Origin of the sequence: Sinorhizobium fredii USDA 257 (assembly GCF_000265205.3) — a bacterium.
Taxonomy (GTDB): domain Bacteria; phylum Pseudomonadota; class Alphaproteobacteria; order Rhizobiales; family Rhizobiaceae; genus Sinorhizobium; species Sinorhizobium fredii_B.
Genome location: NC_018000.1, coordinates 2130888 through 2148228 on the forward strand (window position 1 = coordinate 2130888; position 17341 = coordinate 2148228).

Here is a 17341-nt window from a genome sequence, read left to right on the forward strand (position 1 = left end):
CGCCGCGCGATGTTCAGCGGCGCGCGACACCGATCAGTGCGGTAGATGGTATCGGCAGAACCGCTCGATCGGCAGCAATTCTGCGGACCTCGGCGACGACTGCCGCTTTCTCCTGATCGGAAAGGCTAGTCCAATCCGGAGACATGCCAAACAATGTGTCGGGCTCATTGAGTGTCGCGACCTCAAGTTCATATTCATACATGACTTGATCGATCTGCGGATCCCGATAGCCTGCATCGATCAGTTCCCGCGCGAAATCCTTCGGATCGTTTAGCGCCTGGACGGCTTCCGGCATCGCCATGCTCTGAAGGTCAGGAAACAGCGTCTGGCGGATCTGGCCCAGCAGCAGAAACGTCGCCGCGCCACGACTCTGCCAGGTTGCGACCACACCATATCCACCCGGACGCGTCACTCGCGCCATCTCGGCGAGGCCTTTGCGCCAGTCGGGGAACATGATCACGCCGAATATCGAGAAGACTGCGTCGAAACCGGCGTCAGGAAGGTCGAGCTTCTGCCCATCCATGACGCGCGCCTCCACATTGGGCAGTCGGGCAGCCGCGATGCGGGTGACCATGCCGGGCGAGAAGTCGGTCGCGAGCACCTGAGCGCCCGTGCGCGCCGCAGCCAGTGCCAATGCGCCAGTGCCGGCCGCGACATCCAGGACTCGAGCCTCCGGGGTCAGCGGCACGCGTGCCAACGCCGCTTCGGCATAGCGCGCAGTGAAGGGGTGCGCGGTCTTCTCGTAGTGCAGAGCGGCAGTATCCCAATGATCGGGGTTCTCAAATTCACGCATGTCACGCCTCTACGAATCATGTAACATTTAATGTAACGTGAATTGCCGATGCTGCCAATCCACTCCACCGTGCAAGGATGAAACCGTGCGCAACGACAGCCGCCTTTCCCGCATGCTCCATGTGTTGCTCCACATGGCACGCCACGATGGACCTATGACGTCCGAGGTGGTCGCGCGCATGCTTGGGACCAACCCGGTGGTTGTACGCCGTACGATGGCAGGCCTGCGTAAAGCGGGTTATGTGCGATCGGAGAAAGGGCATGGCGGCGGTTGGTCGATCGCCATGGACCTGACGAAAGTGTCGCTGCTCGATGTTCATCGGGCAGTGGGAGGTCCGCGCATCTTCGCCATCGGTAGCGAGCATCCCAACCCCGACTGCGCCGTCGAGAAGATCGTCAACGAGGCGGTCGAAGGCGCCATGCGTGAGGCTGAGGCATTGTTGATCAGCCGTCTCGGGGAGGTCAGCCTGGCGGAACTCGCCAAACGCTTCGACATGCGTTGTACTCGGGCGATTGAGGCGCGGGCGCCGAAGCAAACCTAAGCATACTAGCAGGCGGGATACACTTTACGCGTGTCCGCAATGCGCCTTCATTTCGGAAGTTCGAATGCTGGGTATCGCCGCCTGATAGCGGTCATTCATTCCGCAGGTGAGCCCGTATAGGTCCTTCGCCTAACCCACCTCCTGCTGAATCGCTTCACCGATCCGCGATAGCATTCCTGCGGCAGTGAAAGGTCGGCCGCGGCCAGGCTCTCGCGCAGCTGTACGGGGCTCGAGGTGCCCGGCATCGATAAGATGCTGGGCGAGCGGGGCGAGGAGCCATGCCAGCGCTATCTGCATCGGCGAGACGCCATTCCCTTGTTACAGCAGTTGCTGATTAGGCTCTCTGCTGAAAGTATCGGAGTGCTGGCGAAATGAACTCCGGATTCTCCCATGTTGCATAACGCGCGCGAAGGAGCGACGGAAGCTTGGCGGTCTGGGGACCGGCCTCGGCGGGCATTCCACGCACCGTTTGGAAATAGCCAAGCACGGCCTCAGGAAGCTCGGCGCCGCCGAGATTTCCGTGTCCCGGCACAATGAGGCGCGGCTGCAACCGCATCATATCGTTGAGAGCGGTTTCCCACTTTGCAACGTCAATGTCGCCGGCACCGATCATAGGCGGGAAGAACGGGACGATCGGAAACATCCGCTCTTCGAGAAGGTCTCCCGCGAACAGGATGCGCTCCTGGGGCAGGAAGAGGATCTGATCCCCCGGAGAATGGGCGGTGCCCCAAGTCCGAAACCGGACTTCACGACCACCGAGATCGATCACGGTCTCCGCGGTGTCGTATGTCTCATGCGGTGGCGTCAGTTTAATCCCGTCAAGCAGATGCTTCTGCCCTTCCGGCAGAATGCCCGCTCTGAAGCCGTCCAACAAGGTTTGACCTGAGCGCTGCAAATAGTCCCGTTGCGCGCTGTTGTAGTAGATGCGTGCGTCGTTCCTGAACACTTGGGCACCGAAGCCGTGTTCCGGATGGGCGTGGGTGACCGTCAGGATGATCCGGCGTCCCGGTGCGAGTTCTCGCGCCAAGCGCAGGACGTTCTCGGCGCTCTCGATACCAAGACCGCAATCAATCACCATCACGCTTTCCGTGCCGACGATGATCCCGATATTCGGAACGAGCGGGATGCGCTTGTCGGGCACAAGAAAGACACCTGGCGCCATCTCCGCCGGAAAACGTGTATCCACGGTTGGCAGGGGCCGCGCGGGCGGTTGCAAGATGTCCTGCCCTTGGGCGCTTGCGCGGATCGGAACCATTCCCGCCAGTCCAGCCAAGACCGTCAGCTTCAGCAAATCGCGTCTGTCTGTGTATCCTGTCTTTTCAGTCTCCATCACATGTCTCCCTGTGTTCAGCAGCTCTCTATCGATACGGCGTCAGTCCTTTGCCCGGTACTCGTCCGGCATGACGAAGACTTCGTCCGCACGTCCGTATCCGCCATCGGACACTTCCTCGATCAGGACCATCGTGGTCGGACGCACGACCTCCCCGAAATAGCCGACCATGAGTTCGGTCGTCTTGTGGATCAGGTCTTCCTTCTGCGCCGTCGAAAGCGAGGCCTGGGGCAGTTTGTAGTTCGCGAAAGGCATGGTGTGTTCCTTGGATTTGAGGGTTGCGATTAGACCGCGCCGCCATTGGCGCGGATGGTTTGACCGTTGATCCAGCCGCTTTCCGGCCCAGCCAGGAAAGCGACGGCGTTGGCGATGTCGTCGGGACGGCCGAGGCGGCCGAGCGGGATCATCCGCGTGATGCTGGCGACCAGTTCCTCAGACTTGCCGCGCATGAAGAAATCGGTCTCGACCGGGCCGGGCGCGATTGCGTTCACGGTGATCCCGCGTGGGCCCAACTCCTTGGCAAGCACGTGCGTCACCGCCTCGATCCCCGCTTTCGTCGCGGCATACAATCCGTAACCGGGCTGGTAGAAGCCCACCACGCTTGAGGACACGCTGATGATCCGCCCGCCATCGCGCAGCCGCTTGGCGCCTTCGCGCATGCCGCGGAACGTGCCGGCGAGATTGATGCTGCAGTGGTCTTCGATGTCCGCGTCCGTCGCGTCGGCTACAGGTGAGAGCCGCATCATGCCTGCATTGTTGACCAGTAGATCGACCGGGCCGAACGCGGCTTCAGCCGCATCGAACAGCGCGGGCATGCCGGCCGGATCGCCGACGTCAGCCTGTACCGCAACCGCCTTGCCGTCCGCCTGCTCGATGTCCTGCACGACCTGACGGGCAGCAGCCTCATCGCGCGCATAGTTCACCGCAACAGCACAACCCTCATGGGCAAACCGTCGTGCGATTGCCGCGCCGATGCCCTTGCCGGCGCCGGTCACGATTGCGGTTTTGTCTTTCAGCCTCATTTCTTGACCTCCGTTGCTAGGCAAGGAAGTAGCGAAACTTGGAGGCGGGATAATCCCCCTTTCGCGGGCAATAAAATTCGGCTATCCCGAACAAACATGGATCGCCTCGATGGAATGCGTCTTTTCGTGCGGGTCATCGACCGTCGCAGCTTCACGGCCGCGGCGGCCGATCTTGGCATTCCGCGTTCGACGGCCACCGAAGCGATCAGGCGGCTCGAGCGCCATCTCGGCAGCCGGCTGCTGGAACGCACCACCCGGCATGTGGCGCCCACGCCGGATGGCGAAGCCTATTACCGGCGGTGCCTGTCGATCCTCGCCGATATCGACGAAGCGGAGGGCGCCTTGCGGGGCGGTGAACCCTCGGGGGTGCTCCGCATCGACGCGCACGGCGCACTGACGCGGGCTTTCCTACTGCCGCGTCTGCCGGACTTCCTGGAAGCGTACCCACAGATCAGGTTGCAGATCGGCCAGGGCGACAGGCTGGTCGATCTGGTGCGCGAGGGGGTGGATTGCGTCATCCGGGCGGGCGAACCGGATGACAGCGGCCTGATCATGCGCAGGCTCCCCGATATTCCGGAGCAGACCTGCGCCAGCCCGCAATATCTCGAGCATTACGGGATGCCCGCTTCGGTCGATGATCTCGACCGACACAAGATGATCGGCTTCGTGTCGTCACGCACGGGCCGTGTGATGCCGATGGAGTTCCAGACCGCCGAGGGAATCAGGGAGGTGACACTTCCCTGCCGCGTGACCGCCAACGAGGCGGAGACAGCGCATCATCTCGCACGGATGGGCTACGGGCTGATTCAGGCGCCCCGCTATCGCTTCCGGGAGGATCTGGCGCGAGGCGACCTTGTAGAGGTCCTGCCGGCCCAGCCGCCGCCGCCACTGCCGCTCGCTGCCTATTATCCGCAGAACCGTCAGCTATCGCCACGTGTGCGGGTTTTCCTCGACTGGGTGGCGGCGGTTTTCGATGCGACAGATTTGTAGTTTGATGTACTTGCCTGCGCCCGAGGCTCGGGCGTCCGCCCCCGCTGCCAGTCGTGACGCTTTGCCCCAACCGAACGACGCCGTAGAGTAGGCACTTTCGCGACAGTCGCAACGTCTTGACGCAACCTGCTCCTTATAGGACGAACAACGGTCTTCCACTCTTCTGCGACCGCGGTGAATGCGGAGAAACGACCCTGTGCGGCCGTCTGATATGCAATGGGGCAAAGACTGCTTCGAGCCCAATCCGGTCCTTCGAGGTGTCGCCGTCAGCGGCACAGGCGGGTGATGGCGTGGACGCCCCCCGACGGCATCGCTGTGCCAGAATGGCGGTGTTGCAACCATTCAAGAACGGCCGCCAGTTCGCGGCCTGGCTTGGCCTGGTGCCGAAGAAGCGATCCAGTGGAGGGCGAGCCCGTTTGTTCGGCATCAGCAACCGCGGCGATCGCTATCTGCGCACACTGATGATTCACGGCGCTCGCGCCGCTTTAAGCCGGGCTAGCGGCAAGCAGGACCACGAAGCCTCTGGCTCGGCAAGATGCGGCAACGGCGGCATCCCAACGTCGCGGCCGTTGCGCTTGCCAACAAAAATGCGCGGATCGTGTGGGCCATGCTCTCGGACGACACCGCTTACGAGCCCGCGCTGTCGGTGAAGGCGGCCTGAGCCCAAGCCGCGAATAAGCAAAGGAGGTCTCACCCCGGCAATTGCAGCAAATGCCAGGAGATGGAAAAACGGTCACCCCGTCGCTTCCCGAACCTGATCTGTGGACCGGCATGGCGGTAGCCAATGTCACCGGGGCTTTGAGGTGGAAGCGGGCGAAAACCCATCGAGGCTCGCGGCGAAGACGTTGTCCAGCCGCATCACGAAGCCGGATATACGTCAGCAGTTGTGACCAATGATCCTGATCCAGCCGACTGTTGCAATCGGGCGGGTCCATATACGTCCACAGATGGAGAGCGGAAGCTGAAGAGCGAAGCGCTGAGTGAGGGCAATGCGCGCCAAAGCCGCCGTTCAGCCGATGAGCAGTCAAGTGATGTCGTGTGCCGAACGGAAACGCCCCACCCAGTCTTCCTTTGCCTTGTCGGCGGCTTCGCGACACCGGGCCACGCCGCTGAATTCAAGCCGGTAACGTACGCTTCGAATGGCGCGGGTGAACGGAGCACGGCTGGTGCCGGCCACCGCTACTGGCGGAACGGCTGGGAGGGTCCGCTCGTCGCCGTTCCTGCAGTCAGGCGTTTTGCATTGGCTCCGGAGAGACTCTGCGGCGTGCGCAAGGGCAATTCAATGCGTCGCGATCGACTTTAGCTGCCTATCAGTCCATTCCGGCGGTGCACCGACCTTACTTGCCACAACGCCGGCGAGGCCGGGCGCTCGGCCGAACGCGTCGCATGCCGCATATTTCGGTTTGCCTCCCAGCCAAGACTTCATCCTCTGCCCCGAAGGCAGCGATAAGTCTAATCCCTTTGGCTCCTTGCGGGCGATCAGTACTCGAGAAAAATCGCTCCCGAACTTGGAAGCCAGGCTGTACGCGTCCCCGACCGCGGAAACGCGCGGGCTGTTCTGGATGGAGTTGGCGCCCCGCGCCCACACCATGGCCGCACGTTGCACGCCGCTCCTGTCGAGAGCCTCCGCCTCGACGGCCAATCCCCCAAGGCCAACGGGGAGCCGTGGCACGCTGACAGGAAGCACAGCGCCGCTGCCCAGCGTTACCGCGGTCGAGACACCCGCCATCGCCTTGTTTGTCGGCACCACTTCGGTAACGACTGATCGGATCGTCAGGTCCGCCGGCTGGCCGGCTGAGACCATTTGGTACTTGTCGCTGAGTGCGACACAGAGCGCCCGGTCCAGTGCGTTCGAAACCAATGCCCGATCCGTGTCTGATTTAATGCGCGATGCGGCGCTGAACGCGAAGCTCGTCGGCACGATGCTTACCGTCTTCACCGCGGCCAAACCTTGGCCGTCCACATAAGTGCGAGATTTGGCGAGCTTTCCATTTACCGCGCCAAGATTGCCGTAGGAGGTCAGCGTGCCGCCTTCTTTGAGCGGGACTGAGGCGCAGGCCGTTATTGCTGCCAAAGGAAGAGGGAACACGGCGGCCCTAAGCAGGTGGATTGATTTGGATGTCGGATTGTTGCGCACGTCCCACGAGCCTCCGTTGCGGATGAATTTGCCGGACGTTGCGAAGGAAGGATTGCAGCAGCATTACACATGGCATTGGATAATGCGCAGATCGTGCGTTCCCGGCAAATCAGCCGGGCTTAGACCTTTAGCTTCACCTGCGTTCCGCCCGGTCCGCTGACGAGCGTGATCTGGCCGCGATGGTTTGCGGCAACCTGCTTCGCCAGGCTCAAACCAAGACCCGCGCCAGTGCTTCGCGGCGTGACACGATAGAAGGGTTCGAAAACAAGCTCTTGATGCTCGGGAGGAATACCCGGCCCTTCATCGGTCACCGACACTGCGCCGTCCGCCGAGACCGAAACCGAAATCATCCCCGTATTGCCGCCGTGATCGATCGCATTGCGAACCAAATTGCCGATCGCTCTTGGCAAAGCGGAAGGGCAGCCCCTGCGTTCGAGACTTTCCACCCCGCTTTGAAAGGAAATCTCGTAACCCGCCGCGATCGCTAGCGGTGCGAAGTTGGCAACGACCATGCGTGCGACATCGACGAGATCAAGCGTCTCATGCAGGTCGGTCACCTGATCGTTCCGCTCGAAATCGAGCAGCTGCTCGGCCGTTTCCCCGAGCCGCGCCACGTCGTCCAGCAGTCGCCGGCGATCCTGCCCTTCAGGCATTCCGTCGATCCGGGTCTGCATGATGGCGATCGGTGTTCTGAGCTCATGCGCCGCATCGATCAGGAAGCGCTGGCGTTTCTTAAACTCGTTCTCAAGCCGCTCAAGCGTTCCGTTGAAGGCAATCACCAGCGGAGCCACTTCTTTGGGAATGCCGTCCGCCGAAAGGCGCGCCCCGTGGTGGCGCGGTTCGATTTCCGATGCTTCGCGAGCGACCTCGCTCACCCTTGCAAGAGCGCGCCGCACAATTCGGGGAACGGTAAGGAAGATCGCAGGCAAGGCAAGGGCGATCAAAGGGATATAGATCGGGTAGGTGCCGGCCAGAAGAGCGAGAACGGGCCAGCCTTTGTCAGCGAAGCCACCGAACAGAATTCGGACTTCACCCACCGCAGTCTCGACGCGTTCGATCGTTGCAATCTCATTCGTGCCGGTCGATCCCCGTATGTCCGCGTCGTGGAACAGGTACGCCAGATGCGCAAGCTCGGCATAGGGCGCAGGTACGGTGCCATATGATACCGAGGCGCCGTCTGTCGTGGCCGCGACATACCAAAGCCCCTTGTTCAGCGCTTTAAGCGATTGCAGTTCCGGCGTATCGCGGAGTTGAAACTTTCCTTGCGCATCGCGTTCCACTGCCTTCGCCACCGCGGCGCTGATTTTGTCCTCCACGGCGACGTTCGGAGAGAGGATCATCACTCCGTAGACGCTAAGCCCGATGATCACCGCGGCAACCACAGCGACAATGACGAGACTGAGTTGCCAGCTCAGCTTCCACCAAAGCGACGGGGTCGGCTTGTTCGCCTCGGGCATCATTCTTCCTTCAGAAGATATCCGACACCTCGGATGTTGTGGATGGCGACGCCGGCGGCGGCGTCCAGCAGTCGTTTGCGCAGCCTGGAGATATGCGCATCGAGGGCATTGGATTGGATCTCATCCTCGTAGTTGTAAACCGCCGTCTCAAGCGTCGATCGAAGCACCGTTTTGCCTTTCCGCTTGGCAAGCGCCACAAGGACAAGAAGCTCTCGTCTGGGAAGATCGAGGGGAGCGGCATCGATAGCAACATTGAGATGCAGCGGATCGATCACCATACGACCCGCAACAATCCGCTGTTCAGTCAGGTTGGACGGCCGTCGAAGCACCGCGCGAACGCGCGCCATCAGCTCTTCGACGAGGAAAGGCTTGCCCAGATAATCGTCAGCGCCGATATCCAGGCCCTCGACCCGCTCCAATGGCTCATTGCGCGCCGTCAGCACGATAATGGGGGTGTCGTTCCCGGCCCGCCTCAACGTCGGAATGAACGTCAATCCTTCACCGTCAGGCAAACGTCGGTCCAGAAGGATCGCGTCATAGGCATTCTGGCGCGTCAGCTCGAAGGCGTCTGCGAGATGCATCGTGTGGTCGGTGACGATGCCGAGTTTGCTCAGCGCCACCGATAGCGCGGTCGCCAGCTCCCTCTCATCTTCAATCAACAACAGTCTCATCGACCCTTCGCTCCCTCGCCCGTCCTTTGTCTGCCGCAAAACATTGCGGCAGCATTACGGGAATGGAAGGGCCGACCCGTCATCCTGCTGCAATTCTAAGACGCTGACCCTGAGAACATCCGGTCGCGAAAACAGCGTGATGAACTATCTCAGACCCATACTGCGCAGGTACCTCTTATCCGCCATCGTCCTCGGATCACTGGTGGGAGGACCACTCGTTATCCTGCTGGTCAGATAGAACTGCGGAAACGCCGAGAACCAGCGGTACGCCGATCGCGCAAACAACGATCACGACGACCGATAGCCGACCGCTTTGGGGCAGTCATCGCACGATGTCTAAGCTTCGGCACCCTGCTTTTGACGGCGGGCATATAGACGGGGCGATTGCCCCGTAACACGTTTGAATGCCGTGTTGAAAGCCTGATCAGACGAGTATCCGAGCGACATCGAAATTTGGGTGATCGTATCCTGCTCCCGCACGAGCTTCGCGGCTGCTGACATCATCCGCCAGCGGGTTAGATAGGAAATGGGCGTCTCGCCGACGCGGTCCCGGAAGTGCTGCGCGAAGCTGGTCCGGGACATTCCCGCAATCCGGGCGAGTTCTTCCACCGTCCATGAATGGGCGGGGGCGGAGTGCATCGCCTTTAGGCACGGTCCAAGTTTGGGATCAGCCAGTGCGGCGAGCCAGCCAACCTCACCTTCCGGCAAGCCCTCGATATACAAGCGCAGCGTCTGTGCAAGCATCATGTGGGAGAGGTTCTGCGCCATCTGAAAAGCGCCGGGCCTGCCTCCGCGAAGCTCATCCATCATGAGGTCTATGTAAAGTCGCAGCTTGGCTCTGTCATTCGATGCTTCGACGCGTATGAGAGGGGGTAGTGTCTGCAGCATCACCTCCGCATGCCGGCCCTCTACCTCAAACCGACTCCCGACAAGGAAGACGTCTCCGCCGCCATTGTAGGTCACCCCTCACCGCTGCGGTTCGGATCAAGCGTTTCGCTTGCCAGCTTCGGCTCTGCTCCCAAGTCGCTGGCAATCAGAGCCCGGCACCCTGTCGGGAGGACGAAGCAGTCGCCGGCCTTGAGCCGGATTGGAGCCGCTATCTTCTCTATCGAAAGCCAGCACTCTCCCTTCATCACCGCATAGCATTTGATGCGCCCGGCGAGGTCATCCAGCACGCGCCCAGGATCCGCCCGCGTCAAAGCCGGCAGTAATGTAGCTCCGAGGCTGAAGAAGAGCGAGCAACTCAGAAAGCGGGTCCATCAGTCACTTTGAACGATCACGAACAAATATCGTACACTCAAGGATAGATCGTGCAGACGCAGCTGTCTATCTAACGTCCGATCCGCAGAATTGGAGTTGATGACATGAAGGCTGCAGTTGTGAATTCGTTTGACGCACCTCCGTCCTTCCAGGACTTCCGAGAGCCGGAAGCCGGGGAAGGCGATACCGTGGTGAAGGTGGAGGCGGCGGCTCTAAGCCCTATCGTCAAGGCGCTGGCTTCAGGACGGCATTATGCAAGCGGTGCCACCGCAGGATTTGTTCCTGGGGTCGACGGAGTGGGCATCGATGCCAATGGACACCGAGTTTATTTTCTCTTTCCGAAGGCGCCGTTCGGCTCCATGGCCGAGAAGTCCCTCGCAGCGAGCCGCATGACGGTGCCCGTCCCGGATGCCCTTGCCAGTGATCGTGCAGCGGCGATAGTCACGGCCGCGCTTGCTTCGTGGGTTGCGTTCACGCGAAGGGCAAAGCTTCAGAAGGACGAGAAGGTCCTCATCGTCGGAGCGACGGGGTCTTCCGGGAGCATGGCCATTCAGACCGCTAGGCACTTCGGCGCGAGCAAGATCGTCGCGGTCGGCCGAAACAAGGAGAAGCTGGATCGCCTCGACGCCGATGTGAGCATCGCTCTGGGCAATGAAGCGGATGCGGCGCTGCGTGGTCAGTTCGATGAAGGCATCGATGTCGTCCTCGACTTCGTTTGGGGTGATGCCGCTGCCCGCGTGCTCAGGGCGGCGACCCGGAATCGGGGATCAAGGACCGGAGAGCCGCGTCTGCGTTACGTCCAGCTCGGGACGATGGCCGGCGACGAAATCGCATTGCGTGGAGATATGCTCCGCAGCTCGGGCCTCGAACTGATGGGAAGCGGTATTGGAAGCGTTGCTGTTGCCGATCTTGTCGCTGGAGCAGGTGAGCTGTTGGCAGCGGCGCCAGAGGCGGGCTTCGACACGAACTTCAAGAGCGTGCGGCTGCAAGCGATTGCAGAGGCTTGGAACGGCGACACTGATACCCGGTATGTATTGATGCCCGGTTTGTGATTTACTTGATCATCATCGGCCCACTGCATGACCGCAATGGGCTCGAAGCAGTCTTAGCCCCATTGCGTATCAGACGGGCGCACAGGGGCGATCTTTGTCGCAGTTATGAGACCGACCGCAAATTGTGGTGAGCAGTCGCCCGCTGCGGCCAGCACGAATGACGGCCATGCGGACAAAGCCGTCGTTTAATCGTGGCGCCGACGGCGTGCCCAGAGGACTATGCTGGCGGTAAGTCGAGCCCGTTCGGTAGTGAAATCCAGATAACAGTCTGCGCCTCTGGGGAATGGCGTGACAGATGGCCCTTACCGTGGGTGTCCTCCACTAACACGAAGCTACCCGCCTGAACGTGGCGCACCTCTCCGTCGCTCGTCTCGTGTTCTACCGAACCATCCAGCCTGACCGTAAGCACCGGCTCTGGGACCTTATGCCACGCCACCTCGCGCATGCCAGCTGGGATGTGGGTTGATGCGGACGCGGGACGCCGGATAGCTGCCCGTAACGTCGAACGTCACGGCATCGGGGTGCACCGACCTCTTCGTTGTCGGCAATTCGATTTCGTCGAAATGCGACTCGCCATCCGGGGTGGCATAGATGCGAAGGCACTTCATGCGGCTAGCTCCTTTTAGTTCGCCATACCGGAACCGATCCCTGCCTACCATGAAGAAGAGAGGTAACACCACGGGTCTGGTGTGAGCGGTTTGGGCTCAAGCGGGATGTTGCGGGCGACAGTCCTTTGACCATCTCCCGGACTTTTGAGACGTTCGTTCAACCGACACTTCCGACCCGTGCAGACATCGGGCTTCACATACGGAATGACAAAAAAGAGTACGCTCTGCAGACGTCCGACGATAGCACCTGAGCATTGCACCCCTTGCGCTTTGTGCCGGAGCTCTGATGGCCGCGGCTAGACTATTCTGCCTCCGCAAAAAAACGACAGCACAAGCGCTGAAACCCTCTGCGGGTCTTCCCAATGCGGATTATGTCCATACCCGTCGAGTGTGATGGATCGGACCGAGGGGAATGCCTCGGCAAGCGCCTTGGGGTGCGAGCTATCAAAGAGCGTATCCGCCGAACCACCGATACAGAGCACCGGCGCGGTGACCTGCCTGGCGCTATGCCGGAGATCGGTTTCGGCAAAGCCCTCCAGGATGCCATGCCAGACGGCGGCCGGCATTGCCGCTGCGTCCACCCTCATCTTCGCCAGGAATTCGGGGTCGACGGGTCGGCTGCAGCAATACCAGTCACGGAGAAATTGCCCCGCGGGGTCGATCGGGTCGCGGAGCGCGCGGATCCCGCGCGAAAACGGGCTCCTGCTGCCGAAATCTGGCCTCAGGCTTGCAGACAGAAGTACGAGCGCGCTCACGTCTTCGCGACGCCGAGCGGCAAGCTCGATCGCGGTCATGGCACCCATGGAATGGCCGATGACAGCAATCGGCGAAATACCGAGAAACGCCAGCAACCGGTCAATGGTGGCGGCAAAGTCACTGATGCGCATGCCGTCGCCCATAGCGGATGCACCATGTCCGGGAAGATCGGGAATGATCAGACGGTAGCCGACAAGAAAGGGCTCAAGCGCAGAAAAGCTGCGGCTGGTGTCAGAATAGCCATGCAGTAGCAGAAGCGGCGGCCCGCTTCCGCCGCTGTCGACGAAAGCGATCGGCCTCCCCCCCGGTAATTCGACGCGCCGCTTGCGACGATGCCATTCGTCCTCGATGCTGCACATCACAGGCCGAGCGCCGCCTTTACCGCGCTGAGACCCGATTGACCGTCGAAAGTCGACACCCCGGCCAGCCAGGTTTCCAGCCGCTTCGGCTCGTCCTTTATGGATTTCAGAGCGGCTTCTTCCGGTTCCATTCCATCGTTCATGATGTAGGACATGCCGCGATTCTCGTAGTCGATATCGAAAACGAGATTGTTCAAGAGCTTCGCGACATTGGGGCACTCCTGCAGGTAGCCCTTGCGCACTTGGGTGGAGACCGTTGCCGCACCGAAGTTCGGGCCATAGAACTTGTCGCCGCCAGTCAGATACTTCATGTCGAAGACGGTGTTCATCGGATGGGGCGCCCAACCCTGGAAAACGATGAACGACTTGTCGCGTGTCCGGCGGGTCACTTCCGAGAGCATGCCTTGCTCGCTCGACTCCACCACCTCCCATTCCTCGAGGCCGAGGGCCGGGTCCTTGATCGCATCGAGCATCAATTGGTTCGAACCCGGCTCGATGGAGAGCTTCCGTTCGAATTTGTCGGCAAATTTCTGCAGGTCGGAAAAGTCCCTGACGCCAGCCTCCCAGGCGTAAGTGGGAACGGCGAAGGTGTATTTGGCTCCCTCGAGATTGGTCCGAACCGTCTCGACCGAGTCATCCTCTTTGTACGGCTTGTAGTAGGCCACCATGGCAGGGTCCCAGTAGCCAAGGAAGACGTCGAGGTCCTTGCTCTTCAAGCTCGTGTAGATGACGTCGATACCGAGAAGCTGGCTCTTCGCCTCGTATCCCAGCGCCTTCAGCAAGGTCAGACCGACCCCGGTGGTGAAGGCAAGATCATTCCACCCCGGCTCAGCCAACCGCACAGTTTTGCAGCTTTCCGGCTCTCCCGCGAACGCGGGACCAGCAATGGCAATGAGGGCAAGCGCCGAAGCCCCGGCTTTCAGAGATCGCTTCATTCGTATTCCCCTTTATCCGCTTGGTCATTTTATTGTCCCGTGGGTCAATTATTGATCTTTCCGGAAAGTTTGTCAAATGTGGGTGAAACCGAGGGCGTGCAAATGAGACTGACCAGGATCAGCGATATCCGGAAACGGGAACTCAGGCGGGCGGCATTCGAGGTCCTTCAGCGCGAAGGCATGGTGGGGGCAACGCTGGAGAAAGTCGCCGCTCAAGCAGGCGCATCGAAGGGCATCGTCCTGCACTACTTCGCCAACAAGCAGGAGTTGTTCGAGCATGCGATGCGCGAGGCGAATGCGGCGCTGAAGGATGCCGTGGTGGCGCGCTTGAACCGGGCCACCACCCCGTTACAGCGACTGGAAGCGATCATTGAAGGCAACTTCGAGGACCGCTTCTTCCAGCCGTCCATCTGCCATGCTTGGCTATCGCTCTGCGCCGAGGTGCCGCGGGAACCGCAGCTAGCGCGCATCCAAAAAGTAATTCATGCGCGGATGCGATCAAATCTCATGTCGGCACTGGTCCACCTTCTGCCAGAGGACCAATGCGAGGCTGCCGTTCTAGGCATCACCGCACTGATTGACGGGCTGTGGCTGCGCCTCGGTCTGCAGTCGGAGGGTCTGACGCGTGAAGATGCGCTTCGCCAGATGCGCGACTACCTCTCTCATCGACTGCCCTCCGCCCGCGTACAAGCATCGGTCGCCGACCTCTAAGCCTGTACGAGAAGGCGGAAGGTTCAGGGTCGTCTGCGACTCTTGTGCAGCGCCGCTCACGTGAAAAATCGACCCTGCGCGGCCATTCACCGATACCGACGGGAATGTGCAGTGCTGGTCCAAAAAGCGGACAATGAGGCAATGAGGCAGCGGGTGGATGCACGCTTCCCGGAGAGTGCCACCGTCGATGAAGCTCCGCTGCTGGCGTTGTTGATCAGGAAGTTAATTGGCCCGAAGGCCTGCTCTGGACCGCTGAAAACGGGCAAACCGCTGGCCTACCTTTGCGCATTTTCCTGAACGCGGGAGCGCACATCCAGTGCGGAGGACATGTGCAGCACGCCGAGTTCAGGGCTAGTAAGTACTGGCACCGATATCTCGCCTATTTCGTTCAGGGCATTTGCCATTGATGCTTGAGCAAGAACAACCACGTCGACGCTGTCCACGAGCGAAGCAAGGCCTTCACGTACCATCGCATCATGCGCCGCCCTGTCCCCGTTTCGCAATTTATCGAAGGCTCCCTCACAAAGACGGGTGGTGACGGAAACGCTACGATCCATTCTTTGCGCATGGCGTTCAATCAACCGGGTTGTAGGCTCCATTGTTGTAGCCAGGGTCGCAAGGACGCCAATTCGGTTCCCGCGGTTGATCGCCTCGATCGCCATCCCGTCATCGATACGGAAGAGGGGGACGGGGCAGAGTGGCATTGCCGCATCCACTGCAGGGCCGAGCGAGGAACAGGTGACGAGGACCGCCGAAGCCCCCGCATCCACCGCCGACCAGATGTGAGTCGCAAGCCGCCGCATGGTCTGACGTGACAGCGTGCCTTCGCGGATCGTGTTCCCCAGCAGGCTCTCATCCAACATGTTGAACGGCCGCCAACCGGGCAGATGGCGGCCGACGAGATCGTTGAACGCGGGGATGATCCCGGGGACCGTATGGATCATGGCAAGCGCGGGGGACTCGTGAGTGCCTGTAGTCATGGCTTAAATCTCTGTTTTCGATTGTGCACGCTCTTCAATTCGAACCTGTGGCAGCAGCGGTGCCGTGAACCCGATCGCGGCATCTGTCGTGCTCGACCGGAAGCCGATTCAACAACCATTACTGTCGTCAGACGATGCTCTGTAGCTTACCCGTGCGAAGGCCGCAGATTTGGCCGTCGCGCCGCCGGAAACGGAACTTTCGGCCGTCCCTCTGTCTCCAGTCGATGCATGCTGCTCGCTTTCCTCCGGTAGCCTCCTATGAGCTCAATTCGAGGACGCGCGACGACAAGCTTTGAGAGAGTCTTCCCCTGCCCGGCGGGAATTTCATCGGCGAGGGAGTGCGCTGTCAGAGGGGCGGAAAATAGCGCCGTACAGATCAGCCGCCAATAATGCCAGGTCAGCCCCCATGTCTCCAAATGTCAAACGCATACACAGCGATCAAGAGCTTCCTGCCAAGGCGGATGTCGTCGTCATCGGCGGCGGCATTATTGGTGCAACGGCAGCTTTCTTTCTCGCGGAGCGGGGACTGTCCGTCGCCCTGGTCGAAAAAGGCCATGTCGGCTGCGAGCAGTCGAGCCGCAACTGGGGTTGGTGCCGCCAACAGAACCGGGATGAGCGCGAGCTGCCGCTTTCGGGTGTCGCCCTACGGCTATGGGGTGAGTTTGAATCCAAAATCGGAGAGGACGTCGGCTTCCGTCGCTGCGGTCTGCTTTACGCTACCGATAATCCCCGACAGCTTGCGGAGTGGGAAGCATGGCGTGATACGGCCCGGCAGTTCAACGTCAATACGAAGATGCTGAGCGCCAAGGAAGCGGCTGCCACGATTCCGGCGAACGGCCGCCGATGGCTGGGCGGAGTGCATTCGATCGATGACGGCAAGGCCGAACCCGCCATTGCCGCGCCGACGATCGCGAACGGCGCTCGCAAATTTGGGGCGACAATCCACCAGGAGTGCGCTGCCCGAGGCCTCGACCTGGTCAATGAAGCGGTGGCCGGGGTGATCACCGAAAAGGGGGCCATCCGGACACAAGCCGTTCTCTGCGCCGGCGGTGCCTGGACGTCGATGTTTTGTCGCCAGCACGGAGTTCTGTTTCCGCAGGCGAGCGTGCGCCAGACGGCGCTGCGTACGCGGCCCACAGCGAATCTGGGCGAGGCGATCTATACGCCGGAGTGCGCGTTGACCCGCCGGTTAGATGGCAGCTACACCCTTGCGATCAGCGGCAGGGCGATGCTCGATATCACCCCACAAGGCATTCGCTACGCCCGCTGGTTCATGCCGATGTTCATGAAGCGTCTGAAAGCAGTGCAGTTCGGCATCGGCAAATCCTTCCTCCAAGGTCCGGAGGCATTCGGAAGCTTGAACAAGAGCAAACGGACGGCCTTCGAGCGGATGCGCGTTCTCGACCCGCCGCCGAGCCGCCGCACCATCGCGGCTATCTTGAAACGGGTCACGGAGCAGTTTCCTACGTTGGCGGGGGTCGAAGTCGCCGACAGCTGGGGGGCCTACGTGGATTTCACGCCGGACGCGGTGCCGGTCATCTCGCCGGCCGACGGTGTGAAGGGGCTTTACCTGGCCGCGGGCGCCTCCGGCCACGGCTTCGGCCTAGGCCCCGGCATCGGCCGCCTGGCGTCCGACCTGGTTGCCAATGACACACCCTGTGTCGACCCCACCCCCTTCCGGCTGTCGCGCCTCCTTGATGGTTCGAAGGTCAAGGTCGGCGCAATCTGATCGTGTGGCC

The 17341-nt window shown here is 61.0% G+C and carries 17 protein-coding genes and 4 pseudogenes; 6 read left to right on the forward strand and 15 right to left on the reverse strand.

Annotated features, from left to right (window positions below):
- Positions 1-13: 13 nt before the first annotated feature.
- Entirely contained in the window at positions 14-793 is a 780-nt protein-coding gene (locus USDA257_RS09820) for a class I SAM-dependent methyltransferase (RefSeq protein WP_014762780.1), read from the reverse strand.
- Positions 794-878: 85 nt separating this feature from the next.
- Between USDA257_RS09820 and USDA257_RS09825 the strand changes: the two genes are divergently transcribed.
- On the forward strand, positions 879-1334 hold the full coding sequence (locus USDA257_RS09825; RefSeq protein ID WP_014762781.1) for an Rrf2 family transcriptional regulator: 456 nt from the start codon (positions 879-881) through the stop codon (positions 1332-1334).
- Between the two features lie 95 nt (positions 1335-1429).
- Here USDA257_RS09825 and USDA257_RS37670 read toward each other — a convergent pair.
- From USDA257_RS37670 to USDA257_RS09840, 4 genes and pseudogenes are all read right to left on the reverse strand, one after another.
- Positions 1430-1643, reverse strand: a pseudogene (locus tag USDA257_RS37670) (aldo/keto reductase); the annotation flags it as partial.
- A 25-nt stretch (positions 1644-1668) separates the two neighbouring features.
- Complete coding sequence (locus USDA257_RS09830; protein WP_014762782.1) at positions 1669-2664, reverse strand: MBL fold metallo-hydrolase; 996 nt, start codon at positions 2662-2664, stop codon at positions 1669-1671.
- A 42-nt stretch (positions 2665-2706) separates the two neighbouring features.
- Positions 2707-2919 (reverse strand): tautomerase family protein, encoded by a 213-nt coding sequence (locus USDA257_RS09835; RefSeq protein ID WP_014762783.1) that lies wholly within the window; start codon positions 2917-2919, stop codon positions 2707-2709.
- Between the two features lie 29 nt (positions 2920-2948).
- Complete coding sequence (locus USDA257_RS09840) at positions 2949-3686, reverse strand: SDR family oxidoreductase (protein ID WP_014762784.1); 738 nt, start codon at positions 3684-3686, stop codon at positions 2949-2951.
- Between the two features lie 96 nt (positions 3687-3782).
- Here USDA257_RS09840 and USDA257_RS09845 point away from each other — a divergent pair, with 96 nt between their 5' ends.
- Positions 3783-4676, forward strand: a complete 894-nt coding sequence (locus USDA257_RS09845) for a LysR family transcriptional regulator (protein WP_041414054.1) — start codon at positions 3783-3785, stop codon at positions 4674-4676.
- 341 nt (positions 4677-5017) lie between these two features.
- Positions 5018-5337: pseudogene (locus tag USDA257_RS33790) on the forward strand (transposase); the annotation flags it as partial.
- Between the two features lie 618 nt (positions 5338-5955).
- On the opposite strand, the gene USDA257_RS09850 reads toward USDA257_RS33790, so the two are convergent.
- The 6 genes and pseudogenes from USDA257_RS09850 to USDA257_RS38395 all read right to left on the reverse strand — a co-directional run bounded on the left by USDA257_RS09850 (position 5956) and on the right by USDA257_RS38395 (position 10116).
- On the reverse strand, positions 5956-6813 hold the full coding sequence (locus tag USDA257_RS09850; protein ID WP_014762788.1) for a DUF3313 domain-containing protein: 858 nt from the start codon (positions 6811-6813) through the stop codon (positions 5956-5958).
- A gap of 119 nt (positions 6814-6932) precedes the next feature.
- Positions 6933-8270: a sensor histidine kinase gene (locus USDA257_RS09855; protein WP_014762789.1), complete on the reverse strand. Its 1338-nt coding sequence runs from the start codon at positions 8268-8270 to the stop codon at positions 6933-6935.
- Positions 8270-8941 (reverse strand): response regulator transcription factor, encoded by a 672-nt coding sequence (locus USDA257_RS09860; protein ID WP_014762790.1) that lies wholly within the window; start codon positions 8939-8941, stop codon positions 8270-8272. Before USDA257_RS09860 ends, USDA257_RS09855 begins: the two co-directional genes overlap by 1 nt.
- Before the next feature lie 336 nt (positions 8942-9277).
- Positions 9278-9709 (reverse strand): helix-turn-helix transcriptional regulator, encoded by a 432-nt coding sequence (locus USDA257_RS37440; RefSeq protein WP_196777091.1) that lies wholly within the window; start codon positions 9707-9709, stop codon positions 9278-9280.
- 3 nt (positions 9710-9712) lie between these two features.
- Positions 9713-9904, reverse strand: a pseudogene (locus tag USDA257_RS38735) (cupin domain-containing protein); the annotation flags it as partial.
- Positions 9901-10116, reverse strand: a complete 216-nt coding sequence (locus tag USDA257_RS38395; protein WP_014762792.1) for a cupin domain-containing protein — start codon at positions 10114-10116, stop codon at positions 9901-9903. The gene USDA257_RS38395 and the pseudogene USDA257_RS38735, both read right to left, overlap by 4 nt.
- 189 nt (positions 10117-10305) lie before the next feature.
- On the opposite strand from USDA257_RS38395, the gene USDA257_RS09870 reads away from it, so the two are divergent.
- Positions 10306-11253, forward strand: a complete 948-nt coding sequence (locus USDA257_RS09870; RefSeq protein WP_014762793.1) for a quinone oxidoreductase family protein — start codon at positions 10306-10308, stop codon at positions 11251-11253.
- Positions 11254-11470: 217 nt separating this feature from the next.
- On the opposite strand, the pseudogene USDA257_RS38510 reads toward USDA257_RS09870, so the two are convergent.
- From USDA257_RS38510 to choX, 3 genes and pseudogenes are all read right to left on the reverse strand, one after another.
- Positions 11471-11861 (reverse strand): annotated as a pseudogene (locus USDA257_RS38510) (hypothetical protein).
- Positions 11862-12157: 296 nt separating this feature from the next.
- Positions 12158-12976, reverse strand: a complete 819-nt coding sequence (locus USDA257_RS09880) for an alpha/beta fold hydrolase (protein ID WP_014762795.1) — start codon at positions 12974-12976, stop codon at positions 12158-12160.
- The gene (choX, locus tag USDA257_RS09885; protein ID WP_014762796.1) at positions 12976-13911 is read right to left on the reverse strand and encodes a choline ABC transporter substrate-binding protein; all 936 of its coding nucleotides are present in this window, start codon (positions 13909-13911) and stop codon (positions 12976-12978) included. The genes USDA257_RS09880 and choX overlap by 1 nt, the downstream gene beginning before the upstream one ends.
- Positions 13912-14013: 102 nt before the next feature.
- Between choX and betI the strand changes: the two genes are divergently transcribed.
- Positions 14014-14622: a choline-binding transcriptional repressor BetI gene (gene betI, locus USDA257_RS09890; protein WP_014762797.1), complete on the forward strand. Its 609-nt coding sequence runs from the start codon at positions 14014-14016 to the stop codon at positions 14620-14622.
- A 275-nt stretch (positions 14623-14897) separates the two neighbouring features.
- Here the strand turns inward: betI and USDA257_RS09895 are convergent, their stop codons facing one another.
- Positions 14898-15602 (reverse strand): aspartate/glutamate racemase family protein, encoded by a 705-nt coding sequence (locus USDA257_RS09895; protein WP_014762798.1) that lies wholly within the window; start codon positions 15600-15602, stop codon positions 14898-14900.
- Positions 15603-16008: 406 nt separating this feature from the next.
- On the opposite strand from USDA257_RS09895, the gene USDA257_RS09900 reads away from it, so the two are divergent.
- A complete protein-coding gene (locus USDA257_RS09900) occupies positions 16009-17331 on the forward strand; it encodes an NAD(P)/FAD-dependent oxidoreductase (protein ID WP_014762799.1) in 1323 nt (440 codons plus the stop codon).
- The last annotated feature ends 10 nt before the right edge of the window (positions 17332-17341 follow it).

Bases quoted from the DNA above. Each gene is read 5' to 3' on its own strand.
- USDA257_RS09820 (WP_014762780.1), bottom strand. From the start codon at position 793: ATGCGTGAATTTGAGAACCCCGATCATTGGGATACTGCCGCTCTGCAC.
- USDA257_RS09830 (WP_014762782.1), bottom strand. From the start codon at position 2,664: ATGGAGACTGAAAAGACAGGATACACAGACAGACGCGATTTGCTGAAG.
- USDA257_RS09835 (WP_014762783.1), bottom strand. From the start codon at position 2,919: ATGCCTTTCGCGAACTACAAACTGCCCCAGGCCTCGCTTTCGACGGCG.
- USDA257_RS09840 (WP_014762784.1), bottom strand. From the start codon at position 3,686: ATGAGGCTGAAAGACAAAACCGCAATCGTGACCGGCGCCGGCAAGGGC.
- USDA257_RS09845 (WP_041414054.1), top strand. From the start codon at position 3,783: ATGGATCGCCTCGATGGAATGCGTCTTTTCGTGCGGGTCATCGACCGT.
- USDA257_RS09855 (WP_014762789.1), bottom strand. From the start codon at position 8,270: ATGCCCGAGGCGAACAAGCCGACCCCGTCGCTTTGGTGGAAGCTGAGC.
- USDA257_RS09860 (WP_014762790.1), bottom strand. From the start codon at position 8,941: ATGAGACTGTTGTTGATTGAAGATGAGAGGGAGCTGGCGACCGCGCTA.
- USDA257_RS37440 (WP_196777091.1), bottom strand. From the start codon at position 9,709: ATGGCGCAGAACCTCTCCCACATGATGCTTGCACAGACGCTGCGCTTG.
- USDA257_RS09870 (WP_014762793.1), top strand. From the start codon at position 10,306: ATGAAGGCTGCAGTTGTGAATTCGTTTGACGCACCTCCGTCCTTCCAG.
- USDA257_RS09880 (WP_014762795.1), bottom strand. From the start codon at position 12,976: ATGTGCAGCATCGAGGACGAATGGCATCGTCGCAAGCGGCGCGTCGAA.
- choX (WP_014762796.1), bottom strand. From the start codon at position 13,911: ATGAAGCGATCTCTGAAAGCCGGGGCTTCGGCGCTTGCCCTCATTGCC.
- betI (WP_014762797.1), top strand. From the start codon at position 14,014: ATGAGACTGACCAGGATCAGCGATATCCGGAAACGGGAACTCAGGCGG.
- USDA257_RS09895 (WP_014762798.1), bottom strand. From the start codon at position 15,602: ATGACTACAGGCACTCACGAGTCCCCCGCGCTTGCCATGATCCATACG.
- USDA257_RS09900 (WP_014762799.1), top strand. From the start codon at position 16,009: ATGTCTCCAAATGTCAAACGCATACACAGCGATCAAGAGCTTCCTGCC.